General features: G+C 70.1%; 14 protein-coding genes. 9 read left to right on the top strand and 5 right to left on the bottom strand.

Annotation, left to right across the window (positions count from 1 at the left end; translation table 11 throughout):
* The first annotated feature begins 92 nt into the window (after nt 1-92).
* Nucleotides 93-455 carry a hypothetical protein gene (locus tag AB0I69_RS19810; protein WP_363096921.1) on the top strand — a complete coding sequence of 121 codons (363 nt, stop codon included), beginning with the start codon at nt 93-95 and terminating at the stop codon, nt 453-455.
* A gap of 83 nt (nt 456-538) precedes the next feature.
* Here the strand turns inward: AB0I69_RS19810 and AB0I69_RS19805 are convergent, their stop codons facing one another.
* A complete protein-coding gene (locus tag AB0I69_RS19805; protein ID WP_363096920.1) occupies nt 539-1162 on the bottom strand; it encodes a TetR family transcriptional regulator in 624 nt (207 codons plus the stop codon).
* A gap of 132 nt (nt 1163-1294) precedes the next feature.
* Between AB0I69_RS19805 and AB0I69_RS19800 the strand changes: the two genes are divergently transcribed.
* The 3 genes from AB0I69_RS19800 (at nt 1295) to AB0I69_RS19790 (ending at nt 3128) form a co-directional block, all read left to right on the top strand.
* Nucleotides 1295-1462: a hypothetical protein gene (locus tag AB0I69_RS19800; RefSeq protein WP_363096919.1), complete on the top strand. Its 168-nt coding sequence runs from the start codon at nt 1295-1297 to the stop codon at nt 1460-1462.
* Nucleotides 1463-1521: 59 nt separating this feature from the next.
* On the top strand, nt 1522-1809 hold the full coding sequence (locus AB0I69_RS19795; RefSeq protein WP_363096918.1) for a DUF4190 domain-containing protein: 288 nt from the start codon (nt 1522-1524) through the stop codon (nt 1807-1809).
* Between the two features lie 155 nt (nt 1810-1964).
* Nucleotides 1965-3128: a cysteine desulfurase family protein gene (locus AB0I69_RS19790; protein WP_363096917.1), complete on the top strand. Its 1164-nt coding sequence runs from the start codon at nt 1965-1967 to the stop codon at nt 3126-3128.
* 106 nt (nt 3129-3234) lie between these two features.
* Here AB0I69_RS19790 and AB0I69_RS19785 read toward each other — a convergent pair whose 3' ends face one another.
* Both AB0I69_RS19785 and AB0I69_RS19780 read right to left on the bottom strand, forming a co-directional pair.
* Nucleotides 3235-4800, bottom strand: coding sequence for a multicopper oxidase domain-containing protein (locus AB0I69_RS19785; protein WP_363096916.1), 1566 nt, complete (start codon nt 4798-4800; stop codon nt 3235-3237).
* A gap of 215 nt (nt 4801-5015) precedes the next feature.
* Nucleotides 5016-5687, bottom strand: coding sequence for a peptidoglycan recognition family protein (locus AB0I69_RS19780; RefSeq protein ID WP_363096915.1), 672 nt, complete (start codon nt 5685-5687; stop codon nt 5016-5018).
* 60 nt (nt 5688-5747) lie between these two features.
* On the opposite strand from AB0I69_RS19780, the gene mnmA reads away from it, so the two are divergent.
* Nucleotides 5748-6878: a tRNA 2-thiouridine(34) synthase MnmA gene (gene mnmA / locus AB0I69_RS19775; RefSeq protein WP_363096914.1), complete on the top strand. Its 1131-nt coding sequence runs from the start codon at nt 5748-5750 to the stop codon at nt 6876-6878.
* 10 nt (nt 6879-6888) lie between these two features.
* Here the strand turns inward: mnmA and AB0I69_RS19770 are convergent, their stop codons facing one another.
* A complete protein-coding gene (locus AB0I69_RS19770; RefSeq protein ID WP_363096913.1) occupies nt 6889-7668 on the bottom strand; it encodes an alpha/beta hydrolase in 780 nt (259 codons plus the stop codon).
* A gap of 36 nt (nt 7669-7704) precedes the next feature.
* The gene (locus tag AB0I69_RS19765; RefSeq protein WP_363096912.1) at nt 7705-8028 is read right to left on the bottom strand and encodes a DUF427 domain-containing protein; all 324 of its coding nucleotides are present in this window, start codon (nt 8026-8028) and stop codon (nt 7705-7707) included.
* A 50-nt stretch (nt 8029-8078) separates the two neighbouring features.
* On the opposite strand from AB0I69_RS19765, the gene AB0I69_RS19760 reads away from it, so the two are divergent.
* The 4 genes from AB0I69_RS19760 (at nt 8079) to ligA (ending at nt 12752) form a co-directional block, all read left to right on the top strand.
* Complete coding sequence (locus tag AB0I69_RS19760) at nt 8079-8618, top strand: TIGR00730 family Rossman fold protein (RefSeq protein WP_363096911.1); 540 nt, start codon at nt 8079-8081, stop codon at nt 8616-8618.
* Nucleotides 8619-8625: 7 nt separating this feature from the next.
* Nucleotides 8626-9324 carry an SDR family oxidoreductase gene (locus AB0I69_RS19755; protein WP_363096910.1) on the top strand — a complete coding sequence of 233 codons (699 nt, stop codon included), beginning with the start codon at nt 8626-8628 and terminating at the stop codon, nt 9322-9324.
* 212 nt (nt 9325-9536) lie between these two features.
* Complete coding sequence (locus AB0I69_RS19750) at nt 9537-10544, top strand: methionine synthase (RefSeq protein ID WP_363096909.1); 1008 nt, start codon at nt 9537-9539, stop codon at nt 10542-10544.
* A 15-nt stretch (nt 10545-10559) separates the two neighbouring features.
* The gene (gene ligA / locus AB0I69_RS19745; RefSeq protein WP_363096908.1) at nt 10560-12752 is read left to right on the top strand and encodes an NAD-dependent DNA ligase LigA; all 2193 of its coding nucleotides are present in this window, start codon (nt 10560-10562) and stop codon (nt 12750-12752) included.
* Nucleotides 12753-12877: the final 125 nt, after the last annotated feature.

The following is a 12877-nucleotide window of genomic DNA, read 5'->3' as shown; positions in this document are numbered from 1 at the left end:
GGGTGAGGACAGGGCGCCGACAAGGAAGCCCTAAGCGGCGTTGATTGAGTTCCCGTCACAAGACATCCTCATCGTTTTTGGAGTTGTTTCTCATGAAGCGTGCGCGTCTCATCCCCGCAGTGGCCCTGCTGGCGCTCTCGCCCCTGGCCCTGGCGGCCTGCGGGTCGAGCGACTCGTCGTCCTCCGGCAGCGGCAACTCCGGTTCCACACAGTCCTGTTCCGCGGCCTCCGGCATGCCGACCGGCAATTCCACGGTACGGCCCAGCGGTGCGCCGTCCGGCGCGCCCACGGGCGCCGCGGCCTCGGGCAAGCCGACGGGTCAGCCGACCGGCAACCCGTCCGGCATGCCGACCGGTGGTCCGGGCGGCGGAGGCGGCCAGGGCGGCGGCCCTGGCGGCGGGTGCGGCGGCGGCCCGGGCGGCGGCCAGATGAGCGGGGCCCCGCAGCAGGGCTGACCGCGACTCCCGCACGACAGGGGGCGGCGCACTCGTACACCGGGTGCGCCGCCCCCGTCGTATGTCTGCTGCCGGTTCGGTGCTCAGCCGAGCCAGTGCCTGCGGCCGACGCTGATCAACCGCATCTGCTGTTCGGCGAGTTGGGCCACGCGCTCGCGCTCCTCGGCCGAGGCCTCCAGCGCCTCCAGGAAGAGTGAGGCGGTGATGAGCATCTGGTCGACATAGAGGTGGGCCAGCATCAGCAGGTCGGAGTCGTCCCAGCCGCTCGACTCCGGGTCCTTGGCCAGCTCGGCCTTCACCTCCTCGGCGAACCGGGCGAGTTGCTCCCGGATGGCCTCCCGTACCGGCTGGACCCCGCCGTGCCGCTCGCGGGCGATGAAGCGGACGTGGGCCGGGTGCGTGTCCACGTGGTGGGCGATCAACTCGACCGCGCGCACGATGCGTTGGCCACTGTCCGCCGGGGCCACCGTCTGCCGGATCATCGGATGCAGACTGCCCAGCGCCTCCTCGACGAGCGCCGTACCGAGGTCGGCCGTCGAGCGGAAGTGCCGGTAGAAGGCGGTCGGAGCCACGCCCACGGCACGGGTGACCTCGCGCAGACCCAGACTGCTCAGGCTCTGCTCCTCCAGCAGCCCCAACGCGGCGTCCAGCAACGCCTGTCGGGTCTTCTGCTTCTGTACCTGCCGGATGCCGAGAGTGTGACTCATGTCATCCAGTTAACAACTGTTCTCCGGAATTGAAAAGCCGCCGGAGACGCTAGACTCAAAGTCAGTGAACAAGTGTTACTACAATCGTTCACCGAAACTTAACGAGAGTCATCTCGGAGGGGGATCCATCCCATGCTGTTCCTCGTCGTAGCGCTCCTGCTGTTCGGCGTCGTGATGGGCACCGTGGCCCACGCGTCACTCGCCTTCACCGCCGTCGCCGCCACCGTCATCGCCGTATGGCTGGGCATCTTCGCGCTCCGCGAGCGGCACGGCCGCCGTGGCAGCACGACCGCCAACTGACCGCCGTCCGCCCGTCCGTCCGCCCATTCGTCCACCCGATCATCGGGAGCTGACCCACCATGCAACTCACCGCACCGGCAACCAGCACCACCACCAACAAGGCCGTGGCCACCGGGCGTCGTGACGCCGACGGCATGGCCGTCGCGTCCTTCATCCTCGGCCTCGTCGGCCTGCTCGTGCTCAACGTGTTCCTCGGCCCGATCGCCATCGCCCTGGCCGGCGCGGCACTGTGGCGCGGCACCACCCGCCGCGGCCGTGCCTTCCTCGGCCTGGGACTCGGCATCGCCGATCTGCTGGTCCTCGTCGCCTTCATGCAGATCGACAGCACACTCTCCTGGAGCTTCTAGGAGCGACCGGAGATCCTTCCGGGAGCCACCGGATGCGACCGACACGGATGTGGTGACGAGCGGCCCGGGACGAGCCGCGCCACCACCGCCCCGTCCGGCGGCAGACCGCCCGCCCCTCCGGGGCGCCCACCGGGGCCCGTAGAATCGGCGTCACCATGGCATACCTCGACCACGCCGCGACCACCCCGATGCTCCCCGAGGCAGTCGAGGCGATGACGGCCCACCTGAGCATCACGGGCAACGCCTCCTCCCTCCACGCTTCCGGCCGACGGGCCCGCCGTACGGTCGAAGAGGCCCGGGAGGGCCTCGCCGAAGCGCTCGGCGCCCGCCCCAGCGAGGTCGTGTTCACCTCCGGCGGCACCGAGGCCGACAACCTCGCGGTGAAGGGCCTGTACTGGTCCCGCCGCGACGCCGACCCGGCCCGCACCCGCGTCCTGGCCAGCCCCGTCGAGCACCACGCCGTCCTGGACGCCGTGCACTGGCTGGGCGAACACGAGGGCGCCACCGTCGAGTACCTCCCGGTCGACTCCTACGGCCGTGTCCACCCCGAGGTGCTGCGCGAGGCCATCGCCCGCAACCCCGATGACGTGGCCCTCGCCACCGTGATGTGGGCCAACAACGAGATCGGCACGGTCATGCCGGTCCGTGAACTCGCCGATGTGGCGGCCGAGTTCGGCATCCCGCTGCATGCCGACGCCGTCCAGGCCTTCGGTCAGGTCCCCGTCGACTTCGCCGCCTCCGGCCTCGCCGCGGCGACCGTCTCCGGCCACAAGATCGGCGGCCCGTACGGCATCGGCGCCCTGCTGCTGGGCCGCGAGTACACCCCCGTACCCGTCCTGCACGGCGGCGGCCAGGAACGCCATGTCCGCTCCGGCACCCTCGACGTCCCCGCCGTCGCCTCCTTCGCGGTCGCCGGCCGACTGGCCGCCGAACAGCGCGAGTCGTTCGCCCGCGAGATCGGCGCCCTGCGCGACGACCTCGTCTCGGCCGTCCGTACGGCGGTTCCGGACGCGATCCTCGGCGGTGACCCGGTGGACCGCCTCCCGGCCAACGCCCACTTCACGTTCCCGGGTTGTGAGGGCGACTCCCTGCTCCTCCTCCTGGACGCCCAGGGCATCGAGTGCTCCACCGGCTCGGCCTGCACGGCGGGCGTCGCCCAGCCCAGCCACGTCCTGCTCGCCACCGGCACCGATCCGGACCTGGCCCGCGGCACTCTGCGCTTCTCCCTCGGCCACACCTCCACGGAGGCTGACGTGGAGGCGGTCGCGAAGGCGATCGGGCCGGCGGTGGAGCGGGCCCGTGCCGCCGGGCTGACCTGACCCGGACATACGGAGAACCGGGGAGAGCCCGCAGGCTCTCCCCGGTTCGAGGTGTCCGGCATCCACGGGGGAGGCCGACGCCGGGCACCGGGACATCGTGCGCCGTCTAACTGTCCGTCACCATGAGGGCGGCCATCATGCCCTCGTCCTCGTGTTGGAGGAGATGGCAGTGGAGCATGTACATGTAGGTGTCGTCGGAGAAGTCCGTGAACTCCATGGCGATCTCGATCGAGCCGCCACCGACCACTTCGTAGGTGTCGTACCAGCCGAGTTCGACCCCTGTCGGTGTCTCGCCGTTGATCGATATGAGCTGGTACGGCACGTCGTGCAGATGGAACGAGTGTTCCAGCTGGGTGCTGTTCTTGATCGTCCAGACTTCCTTGGCCCCCACCGTGGTGCTGATCATCGCCATGGACGACATGCTCGTGCCGGCCGAGCCGTTGATCAGCATGGTCGTGCCGCTCTGGCCGAGTGTGATGGTGCGGGCGGTGAAGTCGCTGGTGTCGTACCGGTCGATGGTGTTGAGGGTGGACGGCAGGTCGTCCGGGGTGTCCGTGCCGCTCGCGGTGATCGCGAGGACGTCGTAGGTGCCGCTGCCGCCGCGGACCCAGCCGGTGGTGACGACGGCCTGGAGCGTGGCGTCCGCCGACAGGTCCATCGTGAACTCGGCGCGGGCGCCGGCCACCAGCCGGATGGTCGTGACGTCGGTCGCCTCGGTCAGATAACCCTGGTCGGTGGAGATCTGGGTGAGGGTGCCGCCGTCGCTGCGCTGGATGGTGATGATGTCCGACGGCGAGGCGTTCAGCGCCCGGAACCGGGTGCGGGTCTTGGTGGCCGTGAAGCCGAGCGTGGTGGAGTCGACGTTCGTGCCGTTGAGCAGCAGCGGGTAGCTGAGACCGCTGCTGAGGTAGCCCGTCAGGTCGTACTTGATGTCACCGGCGCTGTCGACGGCGAGGCACTGGAAGATCAGCGGGACGTCGTCGACGCCGTAGTCGCTGGGGAGGGCGGCGGTCGCGTCCGTGGAGTCCTCGACGATGATCATCCCGGCCAGGCCGTGCACGGCCTGCTTGGCGGTGGTGCCCAGCGCGTGCGGGTGGTACCAGAGCGTGGTGGCCGGGTCCTTGACCGTGAACGTGGGCGACCAGGTCGTGCCGTCGGAGAAGGCGACCTGCGGGCCGCCGTCCATCTTGGCCGGGACGTGGGCGCCGTGGAAGTGGACGGTGGTGTCCGCGCCCAGGCTGTTGGTGATGTTCAGCAGGACGGTGTCGCCGTTGGTCCACTTCATGGTGGGGCCGAGGAACGACTGGTTGTAGCCCATGGTGTCGCTGGTGACCCCGCTCAGCACCTCGGCGGTGCCGGTCTTGGCCTCCAGGGTGAACGTCGTGGTGCTGTCGGTGGTCGTGCCCTCCAGGAGGTCCGGGATGACCAGGGTGCTGTCCGCCGCGGACGCCTTGTTCTTCGCCGCGCCACTCAGCAGGGAGAACGTCGTCCCGGCCCCCACGACCGCCGCGATACCGGCCCCGGCCATACCGCCGAGGAACTTGCGCCGGTGCATTCCCTTGCCCCGGACCGCGATGTCCTTGCCGTGCTCGCGCTTCTCGGCCATGGATTTGCGGTGGTTGCCCTTCGCGTCTCTGTTCTCTCCGGACGCGGGCTCGCTGGTGTGTGTCATGGGGCCAGAGATTTGACCTAAGGGCTGTGTAAAGACTGGGGGGTTGTTAGTAGTCAGCACAGCAATCTATGAAAGGTAAGCGTGCGCGACAGCTCCCCAACTCCCCTTGGCCGAAAGCCGAGTTGGCGTACCCCAGGTCACATCCGGAGCGGGGGACGCATCGGACACCCGCCGTGACTGAAACGACTCATAGCCAAACCGGCATGTGACCAGCATCACACTTGCGTCCGATGTGCCCGCCTTACGAGTGCCATGTACCGGTCCCAGTCCCAGTACCGCCCCGGGTCCGTGTGATCGGTCCCCGGCACCTCCACGTGCCCGATGACATGCTTCCGGTCCACAGGAATTCCGTACCGCCCGCATATCTCCGCCGTCAGCCGCGCCGAGGCCGCGTACATCGCGTCCGTGAACGACGACGCCCGCTCCACGAAGCCCTCGTGCTCGATGCCGACACTGCGTTCGTTGTACTCCCGGTTGCCCGCGTGGAAGGCCACGTCCAGCTCGCGGATCATCTGCGTGATGTGCCCGTCCTTGCGGACGATGTAGTGCGCGGCGGCCTGGTGCGCGGGGTCCTCGAAGGCCTTCACCGCACTGCCGTAGCTGCCCTGGGTGACATGGATGACCACCCGGTCTATCGCGTAGTCGTCGGGCCGGTCCGCCCGCCGGTAGTTCGCCGAGGACGCCGCCACCCACGCCGCACCCCGGAAGTCGACCGCACCCGGCGTCCGCGGCCTCTCCACCCCCGGCAGCCGCCACCACAGCCGCGACAGCTCGTCCCGCGCCAGCGCGGCCGTCCCCACGGCGGCCACGGCACCACCGATGAGCAGCGCGCGCCGCCCGGGCCGCCGCCCCTTCGTCTGCCCGACCTCTTCTTCTGCATCCCCCATGTGATCGTCAACGGATACCCGCGGGTCCCGGTTCCCGATGCCCCTTACCCTGGAAGGGTTATGACTGAGACCTCGCAGCGCCCCCGTCCCCTTCGCGTACTCGCCGCCATGTCCGGCGGGGTCGACTCCGCCGTCGCCGCCGCCCGCGCCGCCGAAGCCGGCCACGACGTGACCGGCGTCCACCTCGCGCTCTCCGCGAACCCGCAATCGTTCCGCACGGGCGCGCGTGGCTGTTGCACGATCGAGGACTCCCGGGACGCCCGCCGCGCCGCCGACGTCATCGGCATCCCCTTCTACGTCTGGGACCTCGCCGACCGTTTCCGCGAGGACGTCGTCGAGGACTTCGTCGCCGAGTACGAGGCCGGCCGCACCCCGAACCCCTGCCTGCGCTGCAACGAGAAGATCAAGTTCGCCGCGCTCCTCGACAAGGCCCTCGCGCTCGGCTTCGACGCCGTCTGCACCGGCCACTACGCCCAGGTGATCGTGAACGAGGACGGCAGCCGCGAACTGCACCGCGCCTCCGACATGGCCAAGGACCAGTCGTACGTCCTCGGCGTCCTGGACGAGCGGCAGCTCGCGCACGCCCTGTTCCCGCTCGGCGACACCGTGACGACGAAGGACGAGATCCGCGCCGAGGCCGAGCGCCGCAACCTCGCGGTCGCCAAGAAGCCCGACTCGCACGACATCTGCTTCATCGCCGACGGCGACACCCAGGGCTTCCTCGCCGACCGCCTCGGCAAGGCCGAGGGCGACATCGTCGACGAGTCCGGCTCCGTCGTCGGCTCGCACGAGGGCGCGTACGGCTTCACCATCGGCCAGCGCAAGGGCCTGCGCATCGGCACCCCGGCCGCCGACGGCAAGCCGCGCTACGTCCTGGACATCTCCCCGGTCGACAACACGGTGACGGTCGGCCCGGCCGCCTCCCTGGACGTCAGCGGCCTCACCGCCGTCAAGCCCCGCTGGTGCGGCACGGCGCCCACCGGCCCCGGCACCTACACCGCCCAACTCCGCGCCCACGGCGGCGAGACCGAGGTGACCGCCGAACTCGTCGACGACACCCTGGAGGTCGCGTTCACCGAGCCGGTACGGGGCGTGGCCCCCGGCCAGGCGATCGTGCTCTACGACGACACGCGCGTGGTGGGGTCGGCGACGATCGCGACGACCACGCGCGCGGCGACGGCGATGGCGTGACCCTCCGGGGTCACCGCGTGAAGAACTCCACCAGCAACGGGGCGAGGACGGTCGGGTCCACCATGTGGGTCTGACCGTCCAGACTGCGATACGTCCCGTCCGGCGCCGCGTCCGCCACGGCCCGCGCGGCCTCCCGCATCCACTCGGCACTCGCGCCGCCCGCGATGGTGAGCACCGGCACGGACAGCGACGCCAGCCGCTCCGCCGGCACCAACCCATCCCCCATGGCCGCGTCGTCGTAGGCGAGGGTGGGGGCGATGGCCTCCATGCCGGACCACATGGGGGAGCGGCGGGCGCCCTCGATCATCTCCGGGGGCGCGCCGGTGAGCGCCATGAACAGCTCGACGGCGTCACCGCGGCGTCCCTCGGCGAGCAGTTCCGTCAGCCGCTCGGTGTACTCCGCGCGCTCCTTGGCGCCGCTCGCGTCCAGGGCGAACGGCGGCTCGTACAGGGCGACTTCGGTGACCGGCAGGCCGCTCGCCGCCGCGTGCAGGACCAGCGCGGCGCCCGAGGAGTGGCCGTACAGGGCCGCGCTGCCGCCCACGGCGTCGATCAGGGCCGCGAGGTCCTCCACCTCACGGGCGACGGCGAACGGGGCCGTGTCGCCACTGGCGCCACGACCCCGGCGGTCGTACGGAACGGCCTGGAACCGGTGCGCGAGCTGTGCCGCGAGCGGCAGCAGCCCGTCGCCCGTCGTCATCGCGCCACCCACCAGGACGACGGGCGGACCCGCACCGATGCGCTCGTACGCGATGGCAGTGCCATCGCGCGAAACAGTCTTCTTGTCCATGCCATGGAGACTGCCGCAGGACGGACGACTAATCGGTCACAACACTTCTACTTCGTAGAAGCACAGGTGGTCCTTGATCTGCGCGACGTCGGGCTTGGGCTCGGGGTACGCCCACACCAGGTCGGCCGCGTCCGGGAGCGACCAGTACGACGCGTCGCCCTTGAAGGGGCAGTGGGTGTGGGTCTCGGAGGGGGTCAACAGGTCCAGTCGTACGTCCTCCGGGGGGAGGTAGTACCGCACGGGACAGCCGGTCTCCCTGAGGACGAGGGGTCGGTCGGTCTCCGCCAGCACCTGGTCGCCGTGGACGACGCGGACTGGCCGGTCGCCCTGCTCGATCGTGATCGTGTGTCCTTCAGCCATACCGGAAAAGCACTCGCGGACCCCAGGTTCTTCCCCCGTACGGTGACGACATGAAGATCTGTGTCTTTCTCTCCGCCGCCGACCTGGACGAGCGCTACACGCGCCCCGCGCGGGAGTTCGCGGAACTGCTCGGCAAGGGCGGGCACACCCTCGTGTGGGGCGGTTCAGAGTCCGGGCTGATGAAGGTGGTCGCCGACGGCGTACAGGCCGCCGGTGGACGGCTGGTGGGCGTCTCGGTGACCTTCCTTGCGGCCTCCGCGCGGGCGGACGCCGACGAGATGGTGATCGCGGGCGACCTCGCCGAACGCAAGAAGCTGCTCCTGGAGAAGGCCGACGCCGTGGTCGTCATGGTGGGCGGCACCGGGACGCTGGACGAGGCGACGGAGATCCTGGAGCTGAAGAAGCACGGCCACACCGACAAGCCGGTGGTGCTGCTCAACACGGCGGGCTTCTACGACGGCCTGAAGACGCAGTTCCGGCGCATGGAGGACGAGGGGTTCCTGCCCGTCCCGCTCACCGACCTGGTGTTCTTCGCGGACGAGCCGGTGGGGGCGCTGGCCTACCTGGAAGAATCGCTCGGCATGCGGTGATGCGAGCATGGCGGGCATGGCTACACATGTGATCACCGGGGCCGGTTCCGGCATCGGCGCGGCCGTCGCCCGCCGGCTGCACGCGCGCGGGGACGAACTCGTGCTCCACGCGCGCGACGCGGGCCGCGCGAAGGAACTGGCGGGGGAGTACCCCGGGGCGAGCACCCTGGTCGGCGACCTCGCGGACCCCGAGCGGCTCAGCTGGGCGTTCTCGCACCAGATCCTGCCCGACCGGGTGGACACGCTCCTGCACATCGCCGGAGTGGTCGACCTCGGCCCGGTGGGCGACCTCACCCCCAAGACGTGGCGTCACCAGCTCAACGTGAACCTGATCGCCCCTGCCGAACTGACCCGCCACTTCCTGCCCCAACTCCGGGTGTCCGGCGGCCACGTCCTCTTCGTGAACTCCGGCGCGGGCCTGCGGGCGAGCGCCGACTGGTCCGCGTACGCCGCCTCCAAGCACGGCCTGAAGGCCCTGGCGGACTCCCTGCGTCACGAGGAACACCCCAACGGCGTCCGCGTCACCTCGGTCTACCCCGGCCGCACCGCCAGCCCCATGCAGGCCAAGGTCCACCAACAGGAGGGCAAGCAGTACGACCCCTCCCAGTGGATCGACCCCGAGTCGGTCGCGACGACGATCCTCATGGCGATCGACCTGCCGGGGGACGCGGAGGTCAACGACCTGACGGTGCGACCGGGCCGCTGAGGTTGCCTCCCGGGGCTCCGCCCCAGACCCCGCCAAGGGGCTCCGCCCCCTGGACCCCCGGGCCTTTGCCCACCCACCACCCGACTCGGTTGCTTGAAAGGTTCGCCTTTTGACCGACAGTAAACGGGTGGTGGGTGGGCAAAGGCCGGGGTCTGGGGGCGGAGCCCCCAGGGTCGCCGCCACACCCCCGGAGGGTTCCGTAGTCTTCCGGGGTGAGCAACAACAGCCAGTTCAGCTTCGGTCCCGCCACCGGTGTCGGTTCACTCCCCGGTGTTGACGCCCGCGAGGCCGCGAAGACCGCGACCGGCGCCTTCGAGGACTTCCCGTTCCTGCCCGAGCTGCCTGCCCGGGGACCCGGCGCGGACATGATCGGCCGGACCGCCGGGCTGCTCGTCGAGGTGTACGCGCGCGTGGAGCCCAGCGGTTGGCGGATCGGGGACCGGCCGGGTCGGGACACGAAGCGGGCGTGGGCGTGGCTGGGGGAGGACCTCGACGCCTTCGAGGAGTTCACGCAGGGGTACGAGGGCCCGCTCAAGGTGCAGGCCGTGGGGCCCTGGACCCTCGCTGCCGGCCTGGAGTTGAGGAACGGCGAATCCGTGCTCTCCGACCTCGGGGCCGGCCGGGACCTCGCGGGCTCGCTCGCCGAGGGGCTGCGCAACCACCTCGCCGACGTACAACGCCGCGTCCCCGGCGCCCAGATCGTGGTGCAACTCGACGAACCGTCCCTCATGGCCGTCCTGCGCGGACATGTCAGATCCGCCAGCGGCTACCGCACCCACCGCGCCGTCGACCGCCAACTCGTCGAGGACACGCTCCGCGAGGTCGTCGGGGTGCACCAGAACGGCCCGGTCGTCGTCCACTCCTGCGCACCGGACGTGCCGTTCGCCCTGCTGCGCCGGGCGGGTGCGGCAGCGGTGTCCTTCGACTTCTCGCTCCTCACCGAGCGTGACGACGACGTGATCGGCGAGGCGGTCGAGGCGGGCACGCGGCTCTTCGCCGGTGTCGTGCCGGGCACGGACACGGCATTGTCAGACCCTGCCGGTAGCGTCATGGGTGTCAGGACGCTGTGGCGCAGGCTGGGGCTGCGACCGGGACTGCTCGCGGAGGCGGTCACGATCACCCCGTCGTGCGGACTCGCGGGGGCTTCTCCCGAGTACGCGCGCCATGCTCTCGCCCACTGCGTCCGGGCGGCGAGATCCCTCGCGGACAACCCTGAGTGACGGAAGGACAACACGGTGGCCGGCGACAGGCAGGCGGAGACGACGGTGCCCGCAGAGGCACGGGAGAAGCACGCGCAGCTCGCTGAGCAGATCGAGGAGCACCGCTTCCGGTACTACGTGAACGACGCTCCGGTCGTCAGCGACGCGGACTTCGACAAACTCCTGCGCGCCCTGGAGGCGTTGGAGGAGGAGCACCCCGAGCTGCGCACGCCCGACTCTCCGACGCAGAAGGTCGCGGGGGCGTACGAGACGGAGTTCACCTCCGTCGTCCACCGCTCGCGGATGCTCTCCCTGGACAACGCCTTCGACGACCTGGAGTTGGCGGCCTGGGCCGAGCGCGTCCACAAGGACGTCGGCACCTCCGACTACCACTTCCTGTGCGAGCTGAAGGTCGACGGCCTCGCCGTCAACCTGACGTATGAGCAGGGCCGCCTCACGCGCGCGGCGACCCGCGGTGACGGCCGTACGGGCGAGGACATCACGCCCAACGTCCGTACGATCGCGGAGATCCCGGACCGGCTGACCGGCGAGCGCGTGCCCGACCTCGTGGAGATCCGCGGCGAGGTCTACTTCCCGATGGAGAAGTTCGAGGAGCTGAACGCCCGGCTGGTCGAGGCCGGCGACAAGCCCTTCGCCAACCCCCGTAACGCGGCGGCGGGTTCACTCCGCCAGAAGGACCCGCGCGTCACCGCCACCCGCCCGCTGCACATGGTCGTGCACGGCATCGGCGCCCTGGAGGGCTTCGACCCCCTCACCCGCCTCTCCGAGGCCTACGACCTCCTGAAGACCTGGGGCCTGCCCACCTCCCCGCACAACAAGGTCGTCGACGACCTCGACGGCGTACGGGAGTTCATCAGGTACTACGGCGAGAACCGTCACTCCGTGGCGCACGAGATCGACGGCGTCGTCGTCAAGCTCGACGAGATCCCCCTCCAGGGGCGGCTCGGCTCCACCTCCCGCGCCCCGCGCTGGGCGATCGCGTGGAAGTACGCGCCCGAGGAGGTCAACACCAAGCTGGTCAACATCCGTGTGGGTGTGGGCCGTACGGGCCGGGTCACGCCGTACGCCCAGGTCGAGCCGGTCACGGTGGCCGGTTCGGAGGTCGAGTTCGCGACGCTGCACAACCAGGAGGTCGTCAAGGCCAAGGGCGTCCTCATCGGCGACACGGTGGTGCTGCGCAAGGCCGGTGACGTCATCCCGGAGATCCTCGGCCCGGTCGCCGACCTGCGCGACGGCAGCGAGCGGGAGTTCGTGATGCCGGCCGAGTGCCCCGAGTGCGGTACGCCGCTGCGGCCGATGAAGGAGGGCGACATCGACCTCCGCTGCCCGAACGCCCGTACGTGCCCTGCCCAGTTGAGGGAGCGCCTCTTCTACCTCGCGGGCCGCAAGGCGCTCGACATCGACCACTTCGGCTATGTGTCGGCCGCCGCCCTCACCAAGCCGCTGGAGCCGGCGGACCCGCCGCTGAAGGACGAGGGCGACCTGTTCGGGCTCACCATCGAGCAGTTGCTGCCCATCAAGGCGTACGTCCTCGACCAGGACAGCGGGCTGCCCAAGCGCGACCCGAAGACCGGCGAGGAGAAGATCGCGACGGTCTTCGCCAACCAGCAGGGCGAGCCCAAGAAGAACGCGCTCGCGATGCTGGAGACCATCGCGGCGGCCAAGGACCGCCCGCTCGCCCGCATCCTCACCGGCCTGTCGATCCGTCATGTCGGCCCGGTCGCGGCCGAGGCGCTGGCCCGCGAGTTCCGCTCGATCGAGCGTATCGAGCAGGCCACCGAGAAGGAGTTGGCGGACACCGCCGGCGTCGGCGCCATCATCGCCGCCTCGCTCAAGGAGTGGTTCGCCGAGGACTGGCACCAGGAGATCCTCCGCAAGTGGCGGGCCGCCGGTGTTCGCATGGAGGACGAGGGGTCCGGCGAGGACGAGGGCCCGCGTCCGCTCGAAGGGCTGACCGTGGTCGTCACCGGCACACTCGAACACTTCACGCGGGACGGGGCGAAGGACGCCCTGCAGAGCCGGGGAGCGAAAGTGACCGGTTCTGTTTCGAAGAAGACCTCTTTCGTTGTCGTAGGTGACAATCCTGGTTCGAAGTACGACAAGGCGATGCAGGTCAAGGTGCCTGTTCTGAACGAGGACGGCTTCACGGTCCTGTTGGAACAGGGGCCCGAGGCGGCCGCCGAAGTCGCGCTTCCGGTCGAGGAGTAGCGAGGAGCAGCGGTTGAAGGCCACCCGATCGGCGCATACCAGATGCATACGGGTGGCCGGGTCGCATTCGGGCAACCGTCTACGACCGGTGCCCGTGGAAGCCTTCTGCGGCCTACTGTTGAGGT

Origin of the sequence: Streptomyces sp. NPDC050508 (assembly GCF_040655155.1) — a bacterium.
GTDB lineage: Bacteria > Actinomycetota > Actinomycetes > Streptomycetales > Streptomycetaceae > Streptomyces.
This window is presented reverse-complemented; position numbering and strand designations above follow the sequence as displayed.